Source organism: Streptosporangium sp. NPDC023825 (assembly GCF_040639575.1).
In the GTDB taxonomy this organism is placed as follows: Bacteria; Actinomycetota; Actinomycetes; order Streptosporangiales; family Streptosporangiaceae; genus Streptosporangium.
In genome coordinates, this window is sequence record NZ_JBFAAE010000006.1 from 140,220 (window position 1) to 164,537 (window position 24,318).

Annotated in this window: 22 protein-coding genes; 3 read left to right on the top strand and 19 right to left on the bottom strand. The window is 71.5% G+C overall.

The window, feature by feature from the left end:
* Positions 1 to 113: 113 nt before the first annotated feature.
* Positions 114 to 770: an acVLRF1 family peptidyl-tRNA hydrolase gene (locus AB0G15_RS08140; protein WP_362836557.1), complete on the bottom strand. Its 657-nt coding sequence runs from the start codon at positions 768 to 770 to the stop codon at positions 114 to 116.
* Positions 771 to 901: 131 nt separating this feature from the next.
* Between AB0G15_RS08140 and AB0G15_RS08145 the strand changes: the two genes are divergently transcribed.
* The 3 genes from AB0G15_RS08145 to AB0G15_RS08155 all read left to right on the top strand — a co-directional run bounded on the left by AB0G15_RS08145 (position 902) and on the right by AB0G15_RS08155 (position 4,430).
* Positions 902 to 1,999, top strand: coding sequence for an EAL domain-containing protein (locus tag AB0G15_RS08145; RefSeq protein WP_362836559.1), 1,098 nt, complete (start codon positions 902 to 904; stop codon positions 1,997 to 1,999).
* A 191-nt stretch (positions 2,000 to 2,190) separates the two neighbouring features.
* A complete protein-coding gene (locus AB0G15_RS08150; protein ID WP_362836561.1) occupies positions 2,191 to 3,528 on the top strand; it encodes an aminotransferase class V-fold PLP-dependent enzyme in 1,338 nt (445 codons plus the stop codon).
* Positions 3,529 to 3,578: 50 nt separating this feature from the next.
* The gene (locus tag AB0G15_RS08155) at positions 3,579 to 4,430 is read left to right on the top strand and encodes a siderophore-interacting protein (protein WP_362836563.1); all 852 of its coding nucleotides are present in this window, start codon (positions 3,579 to 3,581) and stop codon (positions 4,428 to 4,430) included.
* Between the two features lie 115 nt (positions 4,431 to 4,545).
* Here AB0G15_RS08155 and AB0G15_RS08160 read toward each other — a convergent pair whose 3' ends face one another.
* From AB0G15_RS08160 to sufC, 18 genes are all read right to left on the bottom strand, one after another.
* Positions 4,546 to 5,151, bottom strand: coding sequence for a response regulator transcription factor (locus AB0G15_RS08160; protein WP_362836565.1), 606 nt, complete (start codon positions 5,149 to 5,151; stop codon positions 4,546 to 4,548).
* A 99-nt stretch (positions 5,152 to 5,250) separates the two neighbouring features.
* Complete coding sequence (locus AB0G15_RS08165; protein WP_362836567.1) at positions 5,251 to 6,390, bottom strand: sensor histidine kinase; 1,140 nt, start codon at positions 6,388 to 6,390, stop codon at positions 5,251 to 5,253.
* Positions 6,387 to 7,121 (bottom strand): ABC transporter permease, encoded by a 735-nt coding sequence (locus tag AB0G15_RS08170; protein ID WP_362836569.1) that lies wholly within the window; start codon positions 7,119 to 7,121, stop codon positions 6,387 to 6,389. Before AB0G15_RS08170 ends, AB0G15_RS08165 begins: the two co-directional genes overlap by 4 nt.
* The gene (locus AB0G15_RS08175; RefSeq protein WP_362836571.1) at positions 7,121 to 8,005 is read right to left on the bottom strand and encodes an ABC transporter ATP-binding protein; all 885 of its coding nucleotides are present in this window, start codon (positions 8,003 to 8,005) and stop codon (positions 7,121 to 7,123) included. The genes AB0G15_RS08170 and AB0G15_RS08175 overlap by 1 nt, the downstream gene beginning before the upstream one ends.
* 316 nt (positions 8,006 to 8,321) lie before the next feature.
* A complete protein-coding gene (gene hisG, locus AB0G15_RS08180) occupies positions 8,322 to 9,167 on the bottom strand; it encodes an ATP phosphoribosyltransferase (protein ID WP_362836573.1) in 846 nt (281 codons plus the stop codon).
* Between the two features lie 60 nt (positions 9,168 to 9,227).
* Positions 9,228 to 9,491: a phosphoribosyl-ATP diphosphatase gene (locus AB0G15_RS08185; protein ID WP_012892448.1), complete on the bottom strand. Its 264-nt coding sequence runs from the start codon at positions 9,489 to 9,491 to the stop codon at positions 9,228 to 9,230.
* Positions 9,492 to 9,643: 152 nt separating this feature from the next.
* A complete protein-coding gene (locus tag AB0G15_RS08190) occupies positions 9,644 to 12,022 on the bottom strand; it encodes a glycoside hydrolase family 2 protein (protein WP_362836575.1) in 2,379 nt (792 codons plus the stop codon).
* Positions 12,019 to 12,900: an ATP-binding cassette domain-containing protein gene (locus tag AB0G15_RS08195; protein WP_362836577.1), complete on the bottom strand. Its 882-nt coding sequence runs from the start codon at positions 12,898 to 12,900 to the stop codon at positions 12,019 to 12,021. The genes AB0G15_RS08190 and AB0G15_RS08195 overlap by 4 nt, the downstream gene beginning before the upstream one ends.
* Positions 12,901 to 13,002: 102 nt before the next feature.
* Positions 13,003 to 13,944 carry an ABC transporter ATP-binding protein gene (locus AB0G15_RS08200; protein ID WP_362836579.1) on the bottom strand — a complete coding sequence of 314 codons (942 nt, stop codon included), beginning with the start codon at positions 13,942 to 13,944 and terminating at the stop codon, positions 13,003 to 13,005.
* On the bottom strand, positions 13,945 to 14,808 hold the full coding sequence (locus tag AB0G15_RS08205; RefSeq protein ID WP_362836736.1) for an ABC transporter permease: 864 nt from the start codon (positions 14,806 to 14,808) through the stop codon (positions 13,945 to 13,947).
* A gap of 41 nt (positions 14,809 to 14,849) precedes the next feature.
* Positions 14,850 to 15,845, bottom strand: coding sequence for an ABC transporter permease (locus AB0G15_RS08210; protein ID WP_362836581.1), 996 nt, complete (start codon positions 15,843 to 15,845; stop codon positions 14,850 to 14,852).
* A 139-nt stretch (positions 15,846 to 15,984) separates the two neighbouring features.
* On the bottom strand, positions 15,985 to 17,775 hold the full coding sequence (locus tag AB0G15_RS08215) for an ABC transporter substrate-binding protein (RefSeq protein ID WP_362836583.1): 1,791 nt from the start codon (positions 17,773 to 17,775) through the stop codon (positions 15,985 to 15,987).
* A gap of 198 nt (positions 17,776 to 17,973) precedes the next feature.
* Complete coding sequence (locus tag AB0G15_RS08220; protein WP_362836585.1) at positions 17,974 to 18,687, bottom strand: hypothetical protein; 714 nt, start codon at positions 18,685 to 18,687, stop codon at positions 17,974 to 17,976.
* A 575-nt stretch (positions 18,688 to 19,262) separates the two neighbouring features.
* Positions 19,263 to 20,972: a DEAD/DEAH box helicase gene (locus tag AB0G15_RS08225; RefSeq protein ID WP_362836587.1), complete on the bottom strand. Its 1,710-nt coding sequence runs from the start codon at positions 20,970 to 20,972 to the stop codon at positions 19,263 to 19,265.
* A 367-nt stretch (positions 20,973 to 21,339) separates the two neighbouring features.
* Complete coding sequence (locus AB0G15_RS08230) at positions 21,340 to 21,735, bottom strand: metal-sulfur cluster assembly factor (protein WP_362836589.1); 396 nt, start codon at positions 21,733 to 21,735, stop codon at positions 21,340 to 21,342.
* The gene (gene sufU, locus AB0G15_RS08235; protein WP_362685821.1) at positions 21,732 to 22,169 is read right to left on the bottom strand and encodes a Fe-S cluster assembly sulfur transfer protein SufU; all 438 of its coding nucleotides are present in this window, start codon (positions 22,167 to 22,169) and stop codon (positions 21,732 to 21,734) included. The genes AB0G15_RS08230 and sufU overlap by 4 nt, the downstream gene beginning before the upstream one ends.
* Positions 22,170 to 22,287: 118 nt before the next feature.
* Positions 22,288 to 23,547, bottom strand: a complete 1,260-nt coding sequence (locus tag AB0G15_RS08240; protein ID WP_362836591.1) for a cysteine desulfurase — start codon at positions 23,545 to 23,547, stop codon at positions 22,288 to 22,290.
* A complete protein-coding gene (sufC, locus tag AB0G15_RS08245) occupies positions 23,547 to 24,317 on the bottom strand; it encodes a Fe-S cluster assembly ATPase SufC (protein ID WP_362836593.1) in 771 nt (256 codons plus the stop codon). The genes AB0G15_RS08240 and sufC overlap by 1 nt, the downstream gene beginning before the upstream one ends.
* Between the last annotated feature and the right edge of the window lies 1 nt (position 24,318).

Below are 24,318 nucleotides of genomic sequence, written 5' to 3' on the forward strand. Positions count from 1 at the left end.
CGCGGACCCCGGCCGCCCGGCCCCCGGCGCGCGCAGGCGCTCACGCGGGCCCCGCCACGCGAACCCCGGTCGCACAGGCCCTTTCGCACGGGACCCGCTCACCCGCGACCAGGTCATCCCGGATCGCTCACCCTGATGCGGACCGCGCGGAACTGGGCGGGGGTGTCCTTGAGAACCACCAGCCGCGGGTCGGGGACCGTCAGGAAGGGCTCGGTCTCCAGCGCGAAGACCGGCGCGAGCCTGCGGTCGGGCCGCAGCGCGTCGACCGCGCGCCGGTCGCCGCCCAGCACGACCGCCTCCAGCTCGCCCACGTGCGGGCCCAGGACGCGCAGCGCCACCTCGGCCGCCGCCTCGTGCGCCTGGTCCACCTGCTTCTCCCTGCGCCGGGCGAAGCGCCGCTGCGACCAGCCGCCCGCCGCGCTGCGCCCGTGGACCTGCCGCGAGCCCACCTTGGAGGAGAGCAGTTCCTCCCCCTGGAAGATCCCCGCCGCGTGGCCGCCCAGCCGTACCAGCAGCACGCCGACCCTGCGCTCGGTGCGCACGTGGGTGACCAGCCGCGCCATCGGGCCGCCCCCCGAGGAGGTCAGCGGCGGGAACGGCACCTGGCACTCGGCGACCGCGCCGTCCGCGCCCTCGAGGCGTACGACGGAGGCCGAGGCCGTCACGCTCGGCGGGCCGTGCCGGTCGACGAAGCCGTCGATCCAGCGGTTCAGGCGCTCGGGCGCCACGGAGACCCAGCGGCCTCCCCCCTTGGCCGGTCGCGACGTCATGGAACGCGACACTACCGGCTGACCTCGCCGGACACACGATCTCGCTGGTCAAGTCCAACGAACGGCGAAATATCGGTGAACATCACAGTGCGTTACTTCTGTGACGGTAGAGAATGCCCCATGCTCGGAATGTGACGACCAGAGCGCAAACCGTCCCGCAGGCCTCCGCGGCAGGCGCGGGTGTCACGCCTGTCGTCGATCTCGACACCGGGGGCGTCATCGCCTTCCAGGCGGACGGCGGGGGACGCGGGAACATCTCCTCCACCGTCCAGACGGTGCGCGACGTCGCCGCGAGCGAGATCCTGCTCCCCCTGGTGCTCACCCTGCCGACGGCCGCGGTGATCGGCGGCTCGGCCGCGCTCGCACCGCTGCACGAGGCCCTGCGCGCGTCAGGCCGGCGGCCCCGCGAGGTGATCCTCACCGTACGAGGCGACTTCGCCCAGTTCGAGCGCCGCTCCCTGCTCACCGGGCTGGAGGGCCTGCGCGCCATCGGCTACCTCGTCGCGGTCGGCGACCTGGGCACTGGGCACGTCCCGCTGGACCTGCTCGCCGACGCGGCACCGTACCTGGCGGTGATCTCGCGGGACCTGATCGACCAGGTGCCCGGCGACCCGCGCCGCGCCGCGATCGGGGAGGGCCTGGCACGGGTCGCCCGGGGAACGGGGGCGCACGTGCTGGCCCCGGGGGTGCGGGACGAGGCGCAGCTCGCCGTGATCCGCGGCTGGGGAGTGCGGCTGGCCCAGGGCCCGCTGCTGATCCCCGGCCCGTCGGGACGGGTGCACGTGCCGCTCCCGGTCGTCGAGCAGGAACCCTCGCGACTCCTGCTCGGCCCCCGCGTCCACGAGTTCCTGCTGCCCGCGGTGACCCTCCCCTACGAGGCCACCGCCGAGGCCGTGATCGACGCCTTCGGCAGCGAGCCGTCCATCACCAGCGTGATCCTCGTCGACGAGTACCAGCGCCCCCGGGGCAGCCTCGACCGCAGCCGCTTCCTGCTGTCGATCGCCGGGCGCTTCGGTCACGCCCTGCACGCCAAGAAGGCCGCCGGGCGGCTGGCCGACCCCGCGCGCACGGTTCCCAAGACCACCCCCGCCATAGCGGCCATGCAGGTCGCGGGCCGCGACGCCGAACGCGTCTACGACGACCTGGTCGTCACCGACGAGGTCGGCCGCTGCATGGGCGTCGTCCGGGTCGCCGACCTGATCCGCCAGGTGGCGGCCATGCAGCGCTGAGGGCTCCTTCACCCGCCGGTTCCGCCCTCCGGTTCCACCCGCCGGTGGGACGGGCCGCCTCGTCGTGCCCCGCGCCCTCGCCTTTACATTGTAGATTCGAATATCCGCCGCGCCGGCCCCGCCCCTCTTGGCAGGCGCGCATGATCACGGTAGGAAGGGCACAGGGGCGGGACGACGACGAGGGGCACGGAATGGACGATCGCGGACCTCGGGTCGGGCGGCGGGGGCTGCTCGGGGCGGGGCTCCTGGCCGGAGCCGGGGCCGCGCTGTCCGGATGCACCTCCGGCGACGCCCCCGCCACCCCGGCCGCCCCCGCCGCCCCGCAGCCTCCGCCGTTCGACCCCGCCAGCTGGGAGTCGGTGCGGGCCCAGTTCCCGCTCGACCCCTCCTACGCGCAGTTCGCCGCCTACGTCCTCGCCTCCCACCCGGCGCAGGTGCGGCGGGCGATCGAGGAGCACCGGCGCGGCCTCGACGCCGACACCGACGCCTACCTGCACGGCGAGGACAGGGAGGGGAAGGTGCGCGAGGCCGCCGCGGCCTACCTGGGCGCCGACGCCCCCGACGTCGCCCTCACCGACAGCACCACGATGGGCCTGGGCCTGCTCTACAACGGCATGCGGCTGCTGCCCGGCCAGGACGTGCTCACCACCGAGCACGACTTCTTCGCCACCTACGAGAGCCTGCGGCTGCTCGCCGCCAGGACCGGCGCCAAGGTCCGCAGGGCCGGCCTGTACGACGACCCGGCCAGGGCCTCCGCCGACGAGATCGTCTCCCGGCTGAAGGCCGCGCTCACGCCGAGGACCCGGGTGGTGGCGATCACCTGGGTGCACTCGGGCACCGGGGTTCGGATGCCGGTCAGGGCGATCGCCGACATGCTCGCCGAGGCCAACCGCTCCAGGGACGCCGAGGACCGGGCGCTGCTGTGCGTGGACGGGGTGCACGGCTTCGGCGCGATGGCCGACGGGGTGGAGGAGCTGGGCTGCGACTTCCTGGCCAGCGGAACCCACAAGTGGCTGTTCGGCCCCCGGGGCACCGGCGTCCTGTGGGGCCGGGGGCAGGCCTGGCGCGCGCTGCTGCCGGTGATCGCGAGCTTCTCCAACGTGACCGTCGACCCGGGGACCGGCGACGAGCCGTACGGCCCCGGCGGGCTGCTGCACACCCCCGGCGGCTATCACAGCTTCGAGCACCGCTGGGCGCTGAGCGAGGCGTTCGCCTTCCACCGGGCGATCGGCAAGGAGCGGGTGGCGGCCAGGATCACCGAGCAGGCCACCCGGCTCAAGGCGGGGCTCGCGGGCCTGCCCAACGTGCGGCTGATCACCCCGGTCTCCGCCGAGCTGTCGGCCGGGCTGGTCTGCTGCGCGGTCGACGGCGTGGACGCCCCCACCGCGGTGGGCAGGCTCCGCCGCGACCACCGGATCGTCACCAGCGCCACCCCGTACCAGGACGTCTACCTGCGCTTCGGTACCGGGATCGTCACCACCCCCGAACAGGTGGACCAGGCGGTGAAGGCCGTCGCCGCCCTCAGGTGACGTATGGTACGAGTTAGGTTTACCTAACTTGGACCCCCACGGAGTGACACATGGCAGACGAGAAGGCCGAGCGCCGCACGCCGAAGGTGACGACCGGCCTGGTCCGGCGAGTCGAGCGGCTCACCCCCCACATGATCCGGGTGGTGCTCGGCGGCGAGGGTCTCGCCGGTTTCCGCGCGGACGAGTACACCGACCACTACGTCAAGCTGCTGTTCGCCCCGGCCGGGGTGAGCTACCCCCGGCCGTTCGACATGGAGGCGATCCGCCGCGACCTGCCCCGCGAGCAGTGGCCCACCACCCGCACCTACACCGTCCGCCGCTGGGACGCCGAGGCGGGCGAGCTGACGATCGACTTCGTCCACCACGGCGACAGCGGCCTCGCGGGGCCGTGGGCCGACCGGGTCCGGCCGGGCGAGGAGGTCCACTTCTTCGGCCCCGGCGGCGCGTACGCGCCCGACCCCGAGGCCGGCTGGCACCTGTTGGCGGGAGACGAGAGCGCGCTGCCCGCCATCGCCGTCGCCCTGGAGAACCTCCCCGCCGGGGCACCGGCCTGGGCCTTCATCGAGGTCGAGGGCCCCGAGGAGGAGCAGAAGATCGACTCCCCCGGTGACGCGCGGATCGTCTGGCTGCACCGCGGCAGCGCCCCGTACGGCGAACTGCTGGTCAGGGCGGTCCGCGAGCTCGACTTCCCCGACGGCGACGTGCACGCCTTCGTCCACGGCGAGGCGGGCTTCGTCCGCGACCTCAGGCGCCACCTGCGCGCCGAGCGCGGCATCCCGCTGGCGAGACTCTCCATCTCGGGCTACTGGCGCCTGGGCCGCGACGACGAGGCCTGGCGCTCCTCCAAGCGCGAGTGGAACGAGCAGATCGAGGCCGAGGAGGCCGCGGCGCTCTCGTCCTGAAACGTCCCTCCCCGGCGCCGTACCGGGGCCGGGCGCGGAGAGTTCCGGGCCGGAGCGGAATCCCGCCCGGTCAGACCGGGGCCGGCGCCGCCGGCGCCGGATGGTCGCCGGACGGTCAGAGCCAGCCCTGGGTGCGAGCGCGCTCGGCGGCCTCGGTGCGGTTGCGGGCGTGCGTCTTCTGGATGGCCGAGGAGAGGTAGTTGCGCACCGTACCCTCCGACAGGTGCAGGCTCCCGGCGATGTCGGCGATGCTGGATCCGCCGGAGGCGGCGGCCAGGACGTCGCGCTCGCGGGCCGACAGCGGGTTGGGGCCCGCGCTGAGCGCGGCGGCCGCCAGGCCGGGGTCGATGACGCGCTCGCCGTCGCGGACCCTTCGCACGGCGGCAGCCAGCTCGCGGGCCGGACTGTCCTTGACCAGGAAGGCCATCGCGCCCGCCTCCATCGCCCTGCGCAGATAGCCGGGACGGCCGAAGGTGGTCAGGATCATGACGCGGCAGCCGGGCAGCGCCTCCCGGATCCGCGCCCCCGCGGTGATGCCGTCCCCGCCGGGCATCTCGACGTCGAGCAGCGCGATGTCCGGCCGGGTCCTGAGCGCCACGTCGAGCGCCTCCCCCGCGGAGGCGGCCTCCCCCACCACCTCGATGTCGGGCTCCAGGCCGAGCAGCGAGGCCAGCGCGCCCCGCACCATCGCCTGGTCCTCCACCAGCAGCACCCGGATCATCGAACACCCCCCACGTGGAGAAAGCCCGCCTCGGCCCCGTCCCGGGTCCCGATCCCCGCACACGTCCGGATCCCGCCGGTCCCGGCCCGCGGCAGGGGGTCAGGCATGGGACGCCGCGGGCAGCGGGACCACGACCCTGAGGGTGAAACCGGTCGCGCACGGCCCGGCGGAGACCGTACCGCCCGCGGCCCGCACCCGCTCGGTCAGCCCGGTCAGCCCGATGCCCGGCCTGTAGGGGGCCGCGCCGCGCCCGTCGTCCACGATGCCCAGGGTGGCGGTTTCCCCGCCGACGGTCACCTCGATCTCGCACCGGGTCGCCCGCGCGTGCCGGACGACATTGGTGACGCCCTCCCGGACCGCCCATCCGAGCAGCTCGTCCAGCGTGCCGGGCGGCGGGGTGCCCGCGAGCCGGATCGTCACCCGCGTCCCCGCCGCCTCCAGCGCGGTACGGGCACCGTCCAGCTCGCCGGAGAGGCCGCGCTGCCGGTAACCGGTGACGGCGTCGCGCACCTCGACCAGCGCCTGCCTGGCCACCGACTCGATGTCGCGGATCTCCGCCACGGCGCGTTCCGAGCCGTTCTCCGCCAGCCGCCCGGCCAGCTCGCTCTTCAGCACGATGAGCGACAGACTGTGGCCGAGCAGGTCGTGCAGGTCCCTGGCGATGCGCAGCCGCTCCTCGCTCGCGGCCAGCCGCGCCACCTCCTCCTGTGCCCGGCGCAGCCGCGTCACCAGCATCCGGGTGTCGCGCACCCCCATGAACAGGACGCCGAGCGTGACGACCTGGAAGACGAGCACCAGGGTGGTGCCGGGGTCGTCCTCCCTCAGCAGGCCGATCAGCAGGACGGCCAGGGCCATCGCGGCGATGCCCGCCACCGACAGCCGGGGCCGCAGCGCCATGCTGTAGACCACGGTCAGATAGATCGGCAGGGTCGTCCAGCCGCCGCCGAAGGCCGCCGCCAGGCCGACGCCCAGGAGCGTGGTCACCCCCAGCAGGCAGTACGTCAGGCGGGTCGGGTCGCCGGAGCTCCGCGGGCTCAGCACCGTGGCCACGTAGCAGACGACGAAGGCCAGCAGCCCCGCGCCGCCCCAGAGCGCGCCGGTGCCGGTCACCTCACCGGTGACGATCTCCAGGACCGGGAAGCACAGGTAGACGAGGCCGATGGAGATCCCCGCCAGCCGCCGGAGGCGGGACGGACGCGCTTCCGTCCCGCCGAAGGTGAACGCGGAGCCGATCGTCATGCGCGCGCGAGGGCCCGGCGGTAGGCGAGCACCGCGGTGGCGCAGAGCGCGGCGGTCCAGGCCGCGATCGTCACCACGTCGGACGGCGGCGGCGCGCCGCCCGCGACGATGTGCCGGCCGATGTCGGCGTAGGAGAAGGAGGGCAGCACCTGGGCGACGTTCCTCATTGCCTCGGGCATGATCTCCACAGGGAACCACAGGCCTCCCAGGATCGCCAGCCCGAACATGCCGATCATCGCGACCGACTGGGCGGTGTCGCCGGGCAGCAGCGAGCCGATGGTCAGGCCGAGCGCGGCGAACGGCACCACGCCGAGCCACAGGGAGGGGATCAACGCCAGCCACTCCCCCGCCGGCAGCCTGACACCCTGGGTGAGGACCGCGGCCAGGCAGACCAGCAGCAGGGACGGCAGCACCAGCAGCAGGGAGGAGATCAGCTTGACGACGATGGTCCACCAGCCGGGCAGCGGGGTGGTCCGCAGCTGACGGAGCCAGCCGGACTGCCGTTCCTGCGCCCACGGCACGGCGGTGCTCATCATGGCGGCCGCGATCGCGCCGTACGCGCCCATGGAGACCATGAGGACGGCGGCGGCCCGTCCCCCGCCGATGCCGGCCCCGTCGCCCCAGATGCCGGCGAAGATCAGGTAGAACACCACGGGGAAGCCGACCACGAAGATGACGTAGCGCCTGTTGCGCAGCATCCGCAGCGCCTCGATCTTGATGTAGTCCGGCATCAGGGCTCCCGGGTGAGGGCGAGGAAGGCGTCTTCGAGGTCGGCGCCGGCGATCCTGAGGTCGCGGATCTCCAGCGAGGTGCCCCGGTACAGGGCCGCCACGGTGGCGTCGGGGTCGGCGGTGCGCAGCGTGGCGACGTCGCCGGAGACCTCCACCGCCGAGACCCCCGGCAGGGCGTCGAGGCCCGCGACGGCCTGCCCGCCGAGGACGAAGCGGACGACGCGGCCTCCGCTGCCCGCCTTGATCTGGGCGGCGGTGCCGTCAGCCACGATCCGGCCCCTGGCGATCACGACGACCCGGTCGGAGTTCTCGTCGGCCTCCTCCAGGTAGTGGGTGGCGAACAGGACCGTGCGGCCCCCGGCGGCGTAGTCGCGCATGTTCTTCCAGAACCGCAGCCGCGACTCCACGTCCATGGCCGCGGTGGGCTCGTCCAGCACCAGCAGCCTGGGCGCGCCCGCGACGGCCAGGGCGAACCTGACCCGCTGCGCCTGCCCGCCGGACAGCTTGCCGGCGCGGCGCCGTGCCAGGTCGGTGAGGTCGGCCATCCGCAGGATCTCGTCGAGGCCGAGCGGGTCGGGGTAGAGCCGCCGAACGAAGCCGACCAGCTCGCGGACCGTGAGCTCGGGGATGAGGTCGCCGGTCTGCAGCATGGCCCCGACGTCGCCGCGTGCGACGGCTTCGTCCGGGGAGCCCCCCAGGACCTCCACGCGCCCGCGGGTGGGACGGGTCAGGCCGAGCAGCATGCCGATCGAGGTCGACTTGCCGGCCCCGTTCGGGCCGAGGAGGGCGACGGTCCGTCCCGCCTCGACGGTGAGGTCCAGGGTGTCGACGGCGAGCACGTTCCCGTAGCTTTTGCTCACATCGGTGAAGGCGATGGCGTCCATGCCCCAACGCTAGAAGCGCCCGGCGCCGGCACGCAGTGCCACTCCTCCGGGTTCGGCGGTGACATTTGTCAGACGCGCCGGGGCCTGTCCGCCCCGGGAGCCCCGGGCCTGCCGGCGGCCTTCGACGGCGGCGAGCCGGGCCGTCGCACGGGTGCGGCCGGACCCGCGGATCCGCGGACCGGATGCCCCGGTCGTTCCGGGGCATCATGCAAAGGCGGCAGGCTCAGAAGCGACAGGCTCGGAGACGGCGGCAGGCTCGGAGACGGCGGCCTCGGAAGAGGCAGGCTCGGAGACGGCAGGCTCGGAGACGGCAGGCTCAGAGACGGCAGGCGAAGATGGCGGTCACCAGGATGGCCTTGGCCCCCATCTCCCACAGCTGGTCCATGATCTGCTGGTGCCCCTTGCGCGGGACCATGGCCCGGACCGCGACCCAGCCCTCCCGGTGCAGCGGGGAGACCGTCGGCCCCTCCATGCCGGGGGTGAGGGCGATGGCCTCCTCGATCCGCTCGGCGCGGATGTCGTAGTCCATCATCACGTAGTCGCGCGCCACCAGCACGCCCTGCAGGCGGCGGATGAGCTGCCGCAGGCCCGGGGTCTCCTCGGTGCCGATCCCCTTGATCAGCACCCCCTCGGAGCGGGTGATCGGCTCGCCGAACACCTCCAGGCCGATGTTGCGCAGCGTGGTGCCGGTCTCCACGACGTCGGCCACGGCGTCGGCCACGCCCAGCCGGATGGCGGTCTCGACCGCGCCGTCCAGCTTGATCACCCGGGCCTCGACGCCCTGCTCGGCGAGGTAGGTCTCCAGCAGCCCCGCGTAGGCGGTGGCGACGCGCCTGCCCTTGAGGTCGGCGACGGAGTCGAAGTCGCCGGGGTTGGCGGCGAAGCGGAAGGTGGAGCGGCCGAAGCCGAGCGGGATGATCTCCTCGACCCGCGCCCCGGAGTCGTGGAGCATGTCGCGGCCGGTGATCCCGGCGTCCAGGGTGCCCTCGCCGACGTAGACGGCGATGTCCTTGGGCCGCAGGAAGAACAGCTCGCAGGAGTTCTCGGGGTCGGCGACCACGAGCTCCTTGCTGTCCTTGCGGACGCGGTATCCGGCTTCCTTGAGGATCGTCTGGGCACCCTCGGTGAGGGCGCCCTTGTTGGGTACGGCGAGACGCAGCATGGCGGGCTTCCTTACAGGTGGACGGGATTGCCTACGAGAACCGGAGCCGGGCGCACCGGCTCACAGATGCTTGTAGACCTCGTCCAGTCCGATCCCCTTGGCGATCATGAGGACCTGCACGTGGTAGAGGAGCTGGGAGATCTCCTCGGCCGCCCGCTCGTTCGACTCGTGCTCGGCCGCCATCCAGCTCTCGGCGGCCTCCTCCACGACCTTCTTGCCGATGGCATGGACCCCGGCGTCCAGCGCGGCCACGGTGCCCGAGCCCTCGGGCCGGGTGCGCGCCTTGTCGGACAGCTCGGCGTACAGCTCTTCGAAGGTCTTCATGATCTCTCTCGGCGTCGTCGGATGTGCCCGTCAAGCCTAACGGGCCATCGGCCCCCGGCGTGTGCAGGTCCACGCTCTGGGACGCGCGCCGCCCGGTCGTCGTCCCCTTTCCCCTGGATTCCCCCGCACAGCCGGAAACCTCCCCGGGGCGCTCAGTCGTTGACGCAGCGCAGCACCGGGCGGGTGACGAGGGCGGCGGGATCGGGCGAGCCGGTGACGTGCAGGGTGACGCTCTCGCCGGGCAGCAGGGTGATGAGCATGTCGTCGGCCGAGGAGGCCGGGTCGAGGCGGTCGGGGAACAGGGCCAGGTCGCGCAGGAGGGTGCGGGCGGTGACGGTGACGTCCAGGCCGCCGCCCTCCGCCTCGGCCACCTCGGTGTCGTAGGCGGCGGCGGGGAAGGCGACGCGGGTGTCCTCGGCGAAGAAGTGGAGCGCGCGGTGCCCGTCCAGCCGTACGGACAGCAGCTCGGCCGACGGGTCTCCCGGGACGGCCACCGGGTCCGGGAGCGGCACGCTCGTCACCGAGCGGGGTGCCACGTCGACCCGGACGCTCTCCTTGGCCAGCGGTTCCCCGCCCAGGGCGAGCCGCTGGAGTTCCAGCTCGCCCGTCCAGGGTTCCGGGCCGTCGTTGACCACGGCCACGGCGCCGCCCTGGACGCTCAGGAGACGGTCGGCGTAGACGCGGCGCAGCGCGTACCACAGCGGCTTGCGCCGGCCGCGGCCGTCGACGGCCGACCAGGAGGTGACCGGCCAGCAGTCGTTGAGCTGCCAGACGATGGTGCCGGCGCAGTAGGGGGCCAGGGCGCGGAAGCGCTCGATGCCGAAGGCCACCGCCCTGGCCTGGTTGAGCTGGGTCAGGTAGTGCCAGTCGTCGTAGGTCTCCGGGGCCGGCAGGTGCTCGCCCAGGCCGCGCAGGAGCTTGGCGTTGCCCTCGTGGGCCTTCTGGTGGTGCAGCACCAGGGGCGCGTCGGGGGCCAGCTCGCCGCTGACGGCGTCGCGCAGCGTGGTGTGGGCGGGTGGGCCCTGGAAGCCGAACTCGGCGACGAAGCGGGGGGTGTAGGTGGCGTAGTGGGTGTAGTCCTCGCGGTTCCACACGTCCCAGATGTGGGTGGTGCCGTGGGCGGGGGCGTTGGGCGGCAGGCCGGGGTGGCCGGAGTACGGGCTGCCCGGCCAGTAGGGGCGGGTGGGGTCGAGCTCGGCCGCCAGGGCCGGGAACAGCCCGTGGTAGAAGCCCGCGCCCCAGGTGCGCCCGTCCAGCTCGTCCTGCCAGCCCCAGTCGGCGTGGCCTTCGAGGTTCTCGTTGTTGCCGCACCACAGCGCCAGGGAGGGGCGCCAGGACAGGCGGGTGAGGTTCTCGCGGACCTCGGCCTCGACCTCGGTGGCGAAGGGTTCCTCCTCGGGGTAGGCGGCGCAGGCGAAGGGGAGATCCTGCCAGACGAGCAGGCCGAGCTCGTCGGCCAGGTCGTAGAAGTCCTCGCTCTCGTACAGGCCGCCGCCCCAGACGCGCAGCAGGTTGACGTTCGCGTCCAGGGCCTGGCCGAAGCGTCCGGCCAGGCGCTCGCGGGTGACGCGGGCCGGGAAGCAGTCGTCGGGGATCCAGTTGACGCCGCGCACGAACACCGGGGTGTCGTTGACCACGACGGTGAAGCCCTCGCCGGTCCGGTCCAGGCGCACGTCGCGGAAGCCGATCCGCCGCGTCCAGGTGTCCCCGCCGCCAGGTCCGGACAGGTCCACGGTGAGCTCGTAGCGGTCCTGGGCGCCGTATCCGCGCGGCCACCACCGCCGGGGCCCGGGCACCCGTACCTCCAGGACGGCCTCGCGCTCGCCGGGGGCCAGCACCGCCTCCGCCACCACCCCGGCCACCTTCGCGGTCACGGTGAGGGGCCCGGCCGATGTGTCGCCGGCGCGCTCGACGGTGACGTGTGCCTCGACCCGCCCGCCGGATCCGTCGGTGCTCACCAGCGGCCGTACGGACGCGATCCTGGCCCCGCTCCACGAGTGCAGCCCGATGGGCCGCCAGATGCCGGAGGTGACCACGGCCGGGCCCCAGTCCCAGCCGAAGTTGCAGGCCATCTTGCGGATGAACTGGTAGGGCGCCTCGTAGCTGCCGGGCCGGTCGCCCAGCTCGGCCCTGCGCGCCTCGGCGTACTCCACCGGGGAGGCGAAGCGCACCCGCAGCGTGTTCTCGCCCTCGCGCAGCAGCTCCCGTACCGGAAAGCGGTAGGAGCGGTGCTGGTTGGCCGTGCTCGCGACCTCGACGCCGTTGAGCTCGACGGTGGCGACCGTGTCGAGGCCCTCGCAGACCAGGTCGGCGCGGTCGTGCCCGTCGGCGTGCCAGGCGAAGACCGTCTCGTACTCCCAGCCGGAGCGGCCTATCCAGGTCAGCCGGTTCTCGTTGTCGTCCAGGTAAGGGTCCTCGATGAGCCCGGCGGCCAGCAGGTCGGTGTGCACGCACCCCGGGACCGTGGCCGGGACGCGGGAGATGTCCCCGCCCACCTGGCGGAGGGTCCAGCCGTCGTGTAGCGCCCTCAATGCACACTCCCCATGGATGCGGTGTCGCCCCGCCGGACGAGATGACCCGGTTCGGCCTCCACCAGTGTGGAGGGTCCCCCTCCCACGTCCCCGGCGGGGGCGGCCGGCTCGCCGTCCCACCGGGCGGTGAGCCTGGGCACCGACGACAGCAGCCTGGCCGTGTACGGGTGGAGGGGGTTGCCGAACACCATGCCGGTGGGACCGGACTCGACCACCTGCCCCCGGTACAGGACCACGGCCCGCTCGCTGATGTAGTTGCCCAGCGACAGGTCGTGGGTGACGAACAGCACCCCGAGGCCGCGCGACTTCAGGTCGGCGAGCAGGTTGAGGACGTCGATCCTGGTGGACGCGTCGAGCATGCTGGTGATCTCGTCGGCGACGAGGTACCTGAGGTCGAGCAGGAGCGCCCTGGCGATCAGCAGGCGCTGCAGCTGGCCGCCGCTGAGCTGGTGCGGGTAGCGGCCCAGGATCTGCCCGGGATCGAGGCCGACGTCCTTGAGCGACGCGTCGATCCTGCCGTCCCACTCGGAGGCGGCGACGCCGGGGAAGTACTCATTCTTGATCATCTGCAGCACCCGGTCGGCCTTGAAGATCGGGTTGTAGCAGCTGAACGGGTCCTGGAACACGCCCTGCACGTGCCGGTAGTACGCCTTGCCCGGTTTGGCGGGGGCGCCGTCGAGGGTGATCGCGCCCTTCGTCGGGCGGATCAGCCCGAGGACGGTCTTGCCGAGGGTCGTCTTGCCGCTGCCGCTCTCGCCGATGAGGGAGACCACCTCCCCCGGCGCCAGGTCCAGGCTCACGTCGTCGACGGCGGTGAGGGTCGCGGTGCCGAAGGCACCCACCCGGTAGGTCTTGGTGACCCCTTCGAGTCTCAGCATCGTCCGAAATCCTTCGGGTCAGGCCTTCCAGCAGGCGACGTGGTGGCCGGTGTAGGTCTTGGTGACCCCTTCGAGTCTCAGCATCGTCCGGACTCCTTCGGGTCAGGCCTTCCAGCAGGCGACGTGGTGGCCGGGGGCGACCTCGACCGGCGGGGGGTCCTCCGCACACCTGTCGAAGGCGAGCGGGCAGCGGTCCCTGAACCGGCAGCCGGAGGGCGGGTCGAGCAGCGAGGGAGGCCTCCCGGGGATGCCCGACAGCCTGCGCTCGGAGTGGCGGACGCCGACCTCGGGCAGCGAGGAGATCAGCATCCGCGTGTACGGGTGGCGCGGCTCGTTGACGATCACCCCTGCCGGAGCCTTCTCGGCCAGCCGCCCCGCGTACATGACCATGATCGTGTCGGCGATCTGGTAGGTCAGCGAGATGTCGTGGGTGATGAAGATCATGCTGCGCACGAAACCCCGGTCCCTGAACTCCACCAGGGTCCTGGCCACGGCCTTCTGGGTCGACACGTCGAGCGCGGAGGTGATCTCGTCGGCGATGAGCAGGGACGGGTCGAGCAGGGTGGAGACGACCATCACCATCCGCTGCTTCATCCCGCCCGACAGCTCGATCGGGTAGCGGTCCAGGACGTCGCGCGGCAGCTCGACCAGGTCGAGGCGGCGTTCCAGCTCGGCGACGTCGAGGCGCTCGCCCCGGGAGGCGAGCAGCTCGGCGACCATCCGGCCGATCCTGCGGGTGGGGTTCAGCGCGCTCATGGAGTACTGCGGGATGAGGGAGACCCGCTTGAAGCGGAAGGGGTTCATCCGGCGGTCGTCGCCGATCGGCAGCTCCTCGCCGTCCAGCTCCGCTCCGCCCCCGGCCAGCCGCATCCGGCCGTCCATCCTGATGAGGCTCTTGCCGAGGGTCGTCTTGCCGCAGCCGGACTCGCCCGCCAGGCCGAGGATCTCGCCGTCGCCGACGTCGAAGCCGACGCCGTCGAGCGCCCGCACCTCGCCGCGCATGGTCCGGTAGTGGACCCGCAGGTCCTTCACACGCAGAGTCATCTAAAGCTCCCGCAGTTTCGGGTTGAACACCTCGTCGAGGCCGACGTTCATCACGTAGAGGGCGCCGACGATGGCGGTGATCCCGGCCCCCGGCGGGACGAACCACCACCACATGCCCAGGTGAAGGGCGCTCCAGCGGGCCGCGTTGTTGAGCATCAGGCCGAGCGAGACGCCCTCGCTGGGACCGAGGCCGATGAAGTCGAGCGAGGCGGCGATCAGGATCGACCCGCCGAACAGCAGGATGAAGGTCATGAAGAGGTACGAGCTCATGTTGGGCGCGATCTCCCTGGCGATGATCTTCCAGGTGCGCACCCCGCTGAGCCGGGCCAGGTCCACGAAGTCGCGCGAGCGCAGCGAGAACGTCTGGGCCCTGATGGCCCTGGCCGCCCAGGGCCAGGAGGTGAGCCCGATGAAGAGCGCCTGCACGCCGACGCTGCGGACCCCGAGGTAGGCGTTGACGATCAGCAGCACCGCGAGCGCGGGCAGGACCAGGACGATGTTGGTGAGCATGTTCAGCACCTCGTCGACCATCCCGCCCCGGTATCCGGCGGTGAAGCCGACCGCCATGCCGATGACCGCGGCCAGCCCGCCGCCGAGCACCCCCACCTGGAAGGTGAGGCTCAGGCCGTAGACGAACTGGGCGAAGATGTCCTGGCCGAACATGGTGGTGCCGAACCAGTGCTCGGCCGAGGGCGGCGAGGCGGGGGTGGCGACGTAGGCGTTGGGGTCGCCCCCGGCGATCACGGGGGCGGCGACGGCCAGGACGAGCAGCGGGACCAGCACGGCCAGTCCCGCCAGGAGCTTTCCGTTGCGCAGCGCGAAGTACAGGCCCTCGCGGCGCCTCACGGGCACGGCCGCCGTCACGGCGGCCTCCCGGTCCGGCCGCGGGTCCGCGGGTACGGCGGTCACGCGGCCTCCCCTCCCATTCCGGTCCTGGTACGGGGGTCGACCAGGACGTAGACGATGTCGATGACGAAGTTGGCGATCAGCACGCCCACGACGATGAACAGGAAGGCCCCCTGCAGCAGGAAGAAGTCCTGGTTCTGGATCGCCTTGAGGATCAGGTGGCCCAGCCCCGGATAGGAGAAGACGATCTCGGTGACCAGGGCCCCGGCCACGAGCACGCCGAGTTGCAGGGCCAGGCCGGTGATCTGCGGCAGGACCGCGTTCCTGAACGCGTAGCGCCGGATGAGCCGTTGCGACGCCCCGAGCGAGGACAGGTAGGTCGAGTAGTCGGCCTCCAGCTCATAGATGATCATGTTGCGCATGCCGATCGCCCAGCCGCCGAACGCGACGAGGAAGAGCGAGACGAACGGCAGGAACCAGTGCAGCGCCAGGTTCCCGAGGAACTCCCACGACCAGTTGGGCCGCATGGAGAAGCTGTAGCCGCCGGAGACGGGGAAGATCCCCGCCACCACGCCCAGCCCCCAGGCCATCAGGATGGCCAGCCACATGTAGGGCGTGGCGGTGAGCACGTACCCGATCGGCAGGGCCGCGTTGTCCAGCCACTTGCGCCTGGCCGCGAAGGCGCCGAACCTGTTGCCCGCCCACCAGCTGAGCAGGATGGACGGGATGAGCAGCGCCAGCGTGTACGGCACCGCCCGCACGATGACGTCGGTCACCGGGGTGGGGAACAGCCAGATGCTGGTCCCCAGGTCGCCCCGGAACAGCGCGGCCCAGAAGTTGGCGTACTGCTCCCAGAGCGGCAGGTCGAGCCCGAACAGGTTCGTGTAGTGGGCCCGCATCGCCTCCACGGCGGCGGGCTGTGACACGTTGGCCCTGGCCAGCATGCTCTGGACCGGGTCTCCGGGCATGAAGCGCGGGATCATCCAGTTGATCGTGACGGCCACGAGGAAGGTGAGCCCGTACACGAGCAGCTTCCGGCCGAAATAGCGTCGCACGCGATCCTCCAGAATCGGCGAGGTGAGCCCCTCCCCGCGCGGCCCCGCGGGCCCCGGCGGGTCCCGCCCGAGGTGGAGGCCGGGCGGGGGCCCGGGCGGGACGTCCGGGGGCGCGAGGGAGGGGGTGAGGATCGCCGGATCAGCCGCCGGCGGGCTTCAGCTCGGTCAGGGTCAGCACCCCGCCCAGCTCCAGCCAGTTGCGCCACATGGTCGGCGGGGTCTTGGGGGTGCCCGCGGCCGAGGACGGCCAGTTGGTCCAGACCGCGTTGCTGGTCTGCGCCCACAGGCCGTTGTACCAGAGCGGGATCACCGGCAGGTCGTCCAGCTGGATCTTCTGGATCTCCGAGGCGACCTGCTTCATGCCCTCGGCGTCGTCGACCTTCTTGCCGTCGAGATCCTGGACCAGGTCCCAGACCTTCTTGTTCTCGTAGCGGCCGAAGTTGACGGTGTTCTGCTGCTTGTTGATCGGCAGCCGGAACATGTAGTCGTAGTACATCCAGGGGGTGTTGGAAAGCTGCCGCTCGTTGTTGAGCAGCAGGTCGAACTTTCCGGACGTGCGCTGGTCGACCAGCGCGTTGTAGTCGGGGAACTCGGGGGTGAGATCGATCCCGGCCGCCTTGGCGCCCTCGGCGATGACCCGGCTCGCCTCCATCCAGTCGGTCCACCCGGCCGGCACGATGAGCTTCAGCGAGGCCTTGGAGCCGTCCTTGTTCTCCACGAACCCGTCGCCGTCGCCGTCCTTGTACCCGGCGTCGGCCAGCAGCTTCTTCGCCTTCGCGGTGTCGAACGCGAAGCCCTTCTCGCTCACCACGGCCTGGTCGACGTACTTGTCCCACTGCGGCAGCAGGCCGGTGGGACCGGCCGCCTTGACGAGGTTGCCGTAGACGCCCTCGACGATCTTCTTGGTGTCGACGGAGTTGGCGAGCGCCTTGCGGAAGGCGGGGTCGTTCATCGGCTTCTTCGTGGTGTTGGGCACCAGGAAAGCGGTGTTGGCCGAGAGCATGTACGGCGGTTCGGGGTAGTAGGTCTGGACGCCGAAGTTGCCCTTGACGAGGTTGGCCACCCCGGGCAGGAAGTTGTTGCTGAGGTCCAGGCCCTTCTGCAGCAGCAGGCCCATCGCGACCTCGTTGCTGGAGTTGACGATGTCGACGACGTACTTGGGCTTGACCTCCTTGCCCAGCGCGGCGGTGGCCCACCAGCCGTCGCGCTTGACCCAGGCCATCCGGTCCTGGTCGTGGCTGTGGTAGGCGTAGGGCCCGGTGCCGACCGGCTTCTCGTTGACGCCGTTCAGCACCTCCTCCTCGGAGAGGCCTTCCCAGATGTGCTTGGGGACGATCGCGTTGGCGTAGACCCAGTTGGCCCACTGCTGGTAGTTGGCCTTGGAGAAGGTGAACCTGACCGTGCCCGGGTCGACCGCCTCGACCTTCTCCAGCCAGTCCCACAGGTTGGCGTAGGGGATGGTCTTCATCTTGCCGAGCTCGACCGTGAAGACCACGTCGTCGGCGGTGAAGGGCTTGCCGTCGGCCCAGGTCACCCCCTGCCTGAGCTTGAGGTCGTAGGTCTTGTCGTCCGTCCAGGTACCGCTCTCGGCCAGCCAGGGGGTGAACTTGTCCGTCTGGGGGTCGTACAGGAACAGGGTCTCGTAGACGAGTCCCTTGGTGCCGGTGGCCGAGTCCCAGGTCCGCAGCGGGTTCCAGTTGGCCGGGGGACCCCACTGGGTGCCGCTGGTGTACAGGGTCTCGTTGCGGGGGAACGCGGCGTTCGCGTCGCCCGCCCCGCCCGCTCCGGCCGACGGGGCCGCTCCGCCGGAACCCTGCGGCGCCGCGCTCGGAGCGGACGGCGTGGTGGACCCGCCGGTGCACCCGGCCGCGGCCATGCAGGCCACGCAGGCCGCCGCCCCGAGGATCGCGAACCTTCGTCGAATCCGCATCGACAGTCTCCTCTCCAGCATGGGAGCGCTCCCAACCGATTTAAACGCGACCGCATGCGCTTGCTGAACCGGATAAGTAACGCGACCGTAAAGTCAATGTGTCTGCACTGTCAATAGGCGACTAGACCGGTTCAGTTACAATCGCCGCAGCCGGGAGGGGGTCGGACCCCTGGCAGGAGGCTGACCCGCGAGGCCTCGTCACGGCCTGGTCAGGGTGACGAGCAGCGCGGGGTGGTCGGTGTACCTCATGGAGACGACGTCGGTGCGCTCGAAGCCCATGCTCGCCGCGAAGACATGCTGCACGTCCCCGTCCCCCTTCCTGAAGAAGGGAGCGGAGTTGCAGTTCTGGACGTTCTGCCCGAACAGCGGCGCGTACCTCATGTTGAAGTCACCGGCCAGGAAGGTCGGCCTGGTGGCGGCGCCCCGGTCGCGCAGCATGGCGATGGCGGCCTTGCACTGCGCCATGGCGACGTTCCCCGTGGTCGACAGGTGGGTGGTGCAACCGGTGAGGTCGGGGAACTCGGCGCACACGTAGACGCGTCTCTCGCTCCCGCCGTCCTGGGTGGCGTAGACGCCGGAGAAGTTCGTCGCCCCGGTGGCACGGAAGATCAGCCCGTTGCCGTACTCGTCCCCGTTGACGCAGCGCACCGGCGTGCCGTCGGGCCGCAGCGCCGGGGCGAACACCCGGTGGCCGTTCCCCATGGAGGGGGCCAGCTGGGCCAGGTCGTCGCGGCAGATCTCGTTGAGCGTGACGGCCTGCGGCTGCCTGGCGCCGATGATGTCGCGCGCCTCCTGGATGACGTCGGCCCCGTTGAAACAGGAGGTGTTGACGCCGCTGTGGCAGAGGTTGAGCTGCAGGACGCGGTAACTCTGCGCGGCGGACGCGGAGGACGCGGAGGACGCGGAGGACACGGCGTAGGGAACAGCGGACGCGGAGGAGGGAACAGCGGACGCGGAGGAGGGAACAGCGGACGCGGAGGAGGGAACAGCGGACGCGGAGGGAACGGCGGCGACGGTCCCGGCCGTGGCCGTCAGGACGACGAGGGAAAGGCGAGCGAGAACACGGAGGCTGGACCACGAAAGGCGCATTTATCCTCTTATCTCGGAGATCCCGGACGCATCAATTGATCACGCGGGCAGCCCGGCGGAGAGTGCCCGGCCCCCAGGGCATTCGAGGCTGAACGGAAATAGCGGGATATACAGCCATGATGACGACTGAATCTAGATCGTCAACCACGGGATCCGGCAGCCACCGGCATCGACCTCGGTCGCCGCTGTCCCGCCGGCCGCCGGGGAGGTACGGCCAGGGCGGCCCGCCGCCGTCGAGCGGGCACCGGCCGGGCACCGGCGCGGCGCGGTCGCGCCAAGTCCTCGACGCGGTCGCGCGAGGTCCCGGGCAACGCCGAAGGGCCGGTACGGCGGATGCCGTACCGGCCCTTCAGGGTGTCGCGGTAGGACCTTCGGGCCCTACGAGGTGATCAGCGTGATCAGCGGCCGTAGCGGCTGCCGCCGCCGCGCGGGGCGGAGCCGCGGCCGTCGGCGCGGAACTCGCCGCCGCGGAAGCCGCCGCCCTGGCGCTCGCCGCGGAACGGCTCGCGCTCGCCCGCGGGACGCTCGGAACGGTAACCGCCGCCGGCCGGGGCCGGGCGGTCGGCGCGGAACGGCTCGCGCCGCTCGCCACCGCGGTAGCCACCGGTGGGACGCTCGGAACGGAAGCCGCCGCCCGACGGGCGCTCGGAACGGTAACCGCCGCCGACCGGGCGCTCGGAGCGGTACTGGCCGCCACCGGAGGCACCGCCGCCGCGGTTGTCGTCGCCGAAGGAACGCTCGCGGGGCTGCTGGCCCTCGCCGGCGCCGTGGGCGGGACGGTCGGAGCGGAAGCGGCGCGGGCCACGCCCGCCGCCGCCGTTGCCGCCGAAGCCGCCGCGGCCCTGACGCTGCTTGGCGGCCGGCGCCGAGGGCTCCCAGACCGGGATCGGCTCGCCGGTGGGCGTACGCGCGCCGGCGACCTCTCCCAGGCGCGGGTGGCCCGGGGTGGCCTTGATGCGGAACGGCTTGATGCCCGCGCGGCGGGTCATCGAGTCGGTGGAGCGGCGCTCGTTGGGGAGCACCAGCGTCATGACGGTGCCCTTCTCCCCGGCGCGGGCCGTACGGCCACCGCGGTGCAGGTAGCTCTTGTGGTCCTGGGGCGGGTCGACGTGCAGCACGAGGCTGATGTTGTCGACGTGGATGCCGCGGGCCGCGACGTCCGTGCAGACCAGGACGTTGATCGTGCCTTCCTTGAACTCGGCCAGGATGCGGGTGCGCTGGTTCTGGCGCTTGCCGCCGTGCAGGCCGCCGGCCCGGATGCCGACCTGGGCGAGCTGCTTGCACAGCCGGTCGACCCCGTGCTGGGTGCGCACGAAGATGATGGTCCGGCCCTCGCGGTTGGCGATCTCGGCGGTCACCGGGAACTTGTCGTCGCGGTGCACCTCCAGCACATGGTGCTCCATGGTGTCGACCGAGGAGGCGGCCGGGGCCATCGAGTGGGTCACCGGGTTGGTGAGGAAGCGGCGGACGAGCTTGTCGACGTCGCCGTCGAGGGTGGCGGAGAACAGCAGGCGCTGGCTGTCGGCCGGGGTCTGCTGCAGGATCGCGCTGACGACCGGGAAGAAGCCGAGGTCGCACATGTGGTCGGCCTCGTCGAGGATCGTCACCTGGACCTCGTCCAGCATGCACTCGCCCTGCTGCATGAGGTCGGTCAGGCGGCCGGGGGTGGCCACGACGACCTCGACGCCGCGGCGCAGCGCCTCGATCTGGCGGCCCATGGACATGCCGCCGACGACGGTCTTCATCCGCAGCGACAGACCGCGGCCGAGCGGCTCGAGCGCGTCGGTCACCTGCATGGCGAGCTCGCGGGTCGGGACCAGGACGACGGCCAGCGGGTGGCCGGGACGGGCCTTGGCGCCGGCGATGCGGGTCATCATGGGCAGGCCGAAGGCGAGCGTCTTGCCGGAGCCGGTCTGGCCGCGGCCGAGAACGTCGTGACCGGCGAGAATGTCGGGGATCGTGGCCCGCTGGATCGGGAAGGGACTGTCGATGCCCGAACGGGAGAGACCGGTCACCAGCGGCTTCGGCAGACCGAGGAGAGTGAACTCGGACACGCCTGCGGGGGCCTGGGAGATCTCGGTGATTTCGGGCAGAACAGCGTCAAGCATGGTCACGAAGACTCGTGCCTTTCGATAGAAGAACGGGGCACGTCACTTCTGCGAAAGGACGAGCCTGGAACGCACGGCCTGAGGCCGCGCTGGATCAACGCCCACATGGGGGCGGTAGTGCGGTGCAAGTCGAGGCGCACCGCACGGGGCGGGTCTAGCTTACCCGCACGCAGTCAAACCACGATCAAGCATACCCGGCGTTCGCAGTGCCGAGTTCGGTCGGGGCGTCCGGCATCGGCCGGCCGCTTGTCCGTCGGTTGGAGTCAACACTCCAGGCCGGGCTTTTCTTCCCGGCCTCGGAAATCCTCTCACACAATTGGGTACGGCCCGAACCCCGGGGGGTGCGAGCCGTACCGGAAACCACTTCTCAGACGTTGAAACCCAGCATCCGGAGCTGCTCGCGTCCCTCGTCGGTGATCTTGTCCGGGCCCCACGGCGGCAGCCACACCCAGTTGATCTTCACGTCGGAGACCATGCCCTCCAGGGCCGAGTGCGCCTGGTCCTCGATGACGTCGGTCAGCGGGCAGGCCGCGCTGGTCAGCGTCATGTCGATGGTGGCGACCGGCAGGGTGACACCCTCGCCGCCCGCGGCGCCCTCGCCGCCCTGCTCGGCGGCGTCCAGGTGAAGCCCGTAGATCAGGCCCAGGTCGACGACGTTGATGCCGAGCTCGGGGTCCACGACGTCCTTGAGAGCCTCCATGACCTCGTCATGGGTGGTGTCCCCGTCGTACGCCGTGGTGGGGGTCTCTACAGCCTTGCTCATTTGGTGCTCCTCACGACCGCGTCCTTGTAGGCCATCCACGCCAGTAGCGCGCACTTCACCCGGGCGGGGAACTTGGCGACCCCGGCGAAGGCGACGGCGTCGCCCAGCACGTCCTCGTCCGCCTCCACCTTTCCCCTGCCCTGCATCAGCCGGGTGAACTCGTCCACGACGCCGAGGGTGTCGTCGACGGTCGAGCCGGTGGCCAGCTCGTGCAGCACGGAGGCCGCGGCCTGGCTGATGGAACAGCCCTGCCCGTCGTAGGAGACGTCCTCGACCTTGCCGCCGTCGCCCAGCTTCACACGCATGGTGATCTCGTCACCACACGTCGGGTTCACGTGGTGGACCTCGGCGTCGTACGGGTCGCGAAGCCCCCTCCCCTGCGGGTGCTTGTAGTGCTCCAGGATCAGCTCCTGGTACATGGACTCGGCGATCATAGGGCCGTGCTCACCTTCTCGTTCGCTGCGCCGTACGCTCGCGCGTCGCCGGGCGCCGTGCGGCGGGCGTCCGCCGCCCGCCGTCCGCCCGCTCGCCGGCTCGACTGCTCGGGCATGGCTAGGCGAACACCTTCCGCACGTGGTGGAGGCCGCGGACCAGGGCGTCGATCTCGGCCGGTGTGTTGTAGAGGTAGAAGGACGCCCGCGTGGTCGCGGGAATCCCGAATCTCAGGTGGAGCGGGCGGGCGCAGTGGTGCCCCACGCGCACGGCCACCCCGAAGTTGTCATCCAGGATCTGCCCGACGTCGTGCGGGTGAATCCCCTCCAGGGTGAACGAGACCGTACCGCCCCGGTCCTCGAGGTCCAGCGGGCCGATCACCCGCAGCCCCGGGATCTCCCCCAGGGCGTCGAGCGCGTACGCCGTGAGCTCGCGCTCGTGGCGCGTGACGGCGTCCATCCCGATCTCGGACAGGTAGTCGATCGCGGCACCGAGACCGATGGCCTCGACGATGGGCGGGGTGCCCGCCTCGAACTTGTGCGGCGCGGGCGCGTAGGTCGAGTGGTCCATCCAGACCGCCTCGATCATCTCGCCGCCGCCCAGGAACGGGGGCATCGCCTCGAGCAGCTCGCCGCGGCCCCACAGCACGCCGATCCCCGACGGGCCGAGGACCTTGTGGCCGGTGAAGGCGAGGAAGTCGACGCCCAGCGCGGCCACGTCCACCTTCCGGTGGGGCACCGACTGGGAGGCGTCGAGCATCATCAGCGCGCCGACCTCGCGGACCCTGGCGAGCACCGGGGCGACCGGGTTGACCGTGCCCAGCACGTTCGACTGGTGCGCGATCGAGACGATCTTCGTGCGCTCGTTGACGAGCTCGCCGAGGTTGGACAGGTCCAGGCGGCCGGAGTCGGTGACGGAGAACCACCGCAGCGTCGCGCCGGTGCGCTGCGCGAGCATCTGCCACGGCACGATGTTGGAGTGGTGCTCCATCTCGGAGATGACGATCTCGTCGCCCGGGCCGAGCCGGAAGCGGGGGTCGGTGCCGATGGGGTTGCCGAAGGCGTACGCCACCAGGTTGAGCGCCTCGGAGGCGTTCTTGGTGAAGACGACCTCGTCGCGGTCGGGCGCGCCGATGAAGGCGGCCACCTTGTCGCGGGCGTCCTCGTACGCCTCGGTGGACTCCGCGCCCAGCACGTGCATGGCGCGGCCGACGTTGCTGTAGTGCATCGCCATGTGCTCGCGCATCACCTCGACCACCTGGGTCGGCTTCTGCGAGGAGTTGCCCGAGTCAAGGTAGATGAGCGGCCTGCCGCCGGGAAGCTCGCGGGACAGGACCGGGAAGTCCTTCCTGATCCTCTCCACGTCAAGGCCGTTGTCCATCAGGCCGACGCCTTCGTGTAGGCCTCGTAGCCCTCCGCCTCGAGCTTCTCGGCGAGCTCGGGGCCGCCCTGCTCCACGATCCGCCCGGCGGAGAAGACGTGGACGAAGTCCGGCTTCACGTAGCGCAGGATGCGGGTGTAGTGGGTGATGAGCAGCACGCCGGTCTCGTCGGAGCGGAAGCGGTTGATGCCCTCGGAGACCACGCGCAGCGCGTCGACGTCGAGGCCGGAGTCGGTCTCGTCGAGGACGGCGATCTTCGGCTTGAGGAGCTCCAGCTGGAGGATCTCGTGGCGCTTCTTCTCGCCGCCGGAAAAGCCCTCGTTGACGTTGCGCTGGGCGAAGGCCGCGTCGATGGACAGCGCGTCCATGCCGGACTTGAGGTCCTTGGCGAACTCGCGGAGCTTGGGGGCCTCGCCGCGGATGGAGGTGACGGCGGTGCGCAGGAAGTTGGAGACGCTGACGCCGGGGACCTCGACCGGGTACTGCATGGCGAGGAACAGTCCGGCGCGGGCGCGCTCGTCGACCGTGAGCTCCAGCAGGTCGACCCCGTCGAGCAGGACCTGGCCACCGGTGATCGTGTACTTGGGGTGGCCGGCGATCGCGTACGCGAGCGTGGACTTGCCCGAGCCGTTGGGGCCCATGATGGCGTGGGTCTCGCCGGCTCGCACGGTCAGGTTGACGCCGCGCAGGATCTCCTTGTCGGCGACGGTGACGTGCAGGTCGCGGATCTCCAGGGTGGAACCCGAGGGAACTCGGCTCGTGTCAGACACT

What these genes read in the sequence shown, in the direction of transcription:
- AB0G15_RS08240 (WP_362836591.1), bottom strand. Translation starts at nt 23,547, where the DNA reads ATGGACAACGGCCTTGACGTGGAGAGGATCAGGAAGGACTTCCCGGTC.
- AB0G15_RS08170 (WP_362836569.1), bottom strand. Translation starts at nt 7,121, where the DNA reads ATGCCGGACTACATCAAGATCGAGGCGCTGCGGATGCTGCGCAACAGG.
- hisG (WP_362836573.1), bottom strand. Translation starts at nt 9,167, where the DNA reads ATGCTGCGTCTCGCCGTACCCAACAAGGGCGCCCTCACCGAGGGTGCC.
- AB0G15_RS08140 (WP_362836557.1), bottom strand. Translation starts at nt 770, where the DNA reads ATGACGTCGCGACCGGCCAAGGGGGGAGGCCGCTGGGTCTCCGTGGCG.
- AB0G15_RS08155 (WP_362836563.1), top strand. Translation starts at nt 3,579, where the DNA reads ATGGCAGACGAGAAGGCCGAGCGCCGCACGCCGAAGGTGACGACCGGC.
- sufU (WP_362685821.1), bottom strand. Translation starts at nt 22,169, where the DNA reads ATGATCGCCGAGTCCATGTACCAGGAGCTGATCCTGGAGCACTACAAG.
- AB0G15_RS08160 (WP_362836565.1), bottom strand. Translation starts at nt 5,151, where the DNA reads ATGATCCGGGTGCTGCTGGTGGAGGACCAGGCGATGGTGCGGGGCGCG.
- AB0G15_RS08230 (WP_362836589.1), bottom strand. Translation starts at nt 21,735, where the DNA reads ATGAGCAAGGCTGTAGAGACCCCCACCACGGCGTACGACGGGGACACC.
- AB0G15_RS08200 (WP_362836579.1), bottom strand. Translation starts at nt 13,944, where the DNA reads ATGACTCTGCGTGTGAAGGACCTGCGGGTCCACTACCGGACCATGCGC.
- AB0G15_RS08185 (WP_012892448.1), bottom strand. Translation starts at nt 9,491, where the DNA reads ATGAAGACCTTCGAAGAGCTGTACGCCGAGCTGTCCGACAAGGCGCGC.
- AB0G15_RS08165 (WP_362836567.1), bottom strand. Translation starts at nt 6,390, where the DNA reads ATGACGATCGGCTCCGCGTTCACCTTCGGCGGGACGGAAGCGCGTCCG.
- AB0G15_RS08225 (WP_362836587.1), bottom strand. Translation starts at nt 20,972, where the DNA reads ATGCTTGACGCTGTTCTGCCCGAAATCACCGAGATCTCCCAGGCCCCC.
- AB0G15_RS08215 (WP_362836583.1), bottom strand. Translation starts at nt 17,775, where the DNA reads ATGCGGATTCGACGAAGGTTCGCGATCCTCGGGGCGGCGGCCTGCGTG.
- AB0G15_RS08175 (WP_362836571.1), bottom strand. Translation starts at nt 8,005, where the DNA reads ATGGACGCCATCGCCTTCACCGATGTGAGCAAAAGCTACGGGAACGTG.
- AB0G15_RS08195 (WP_362836577.1), bottom strand. Translation starts at nt 12,900, where the DNA reads ATGCTGAGACTCGAAGGGGTCACCAAGACCTACCGGGTGGGTGCCTTC.
- AB0G15_RS08150 (WP_362836561.1), top strand. Translation starts at nt 2,191, where the DNA reads ATGGACGATCGCGGACCTCGGGTCGGGCGGCGGGGGCTGCTCGGGGCG.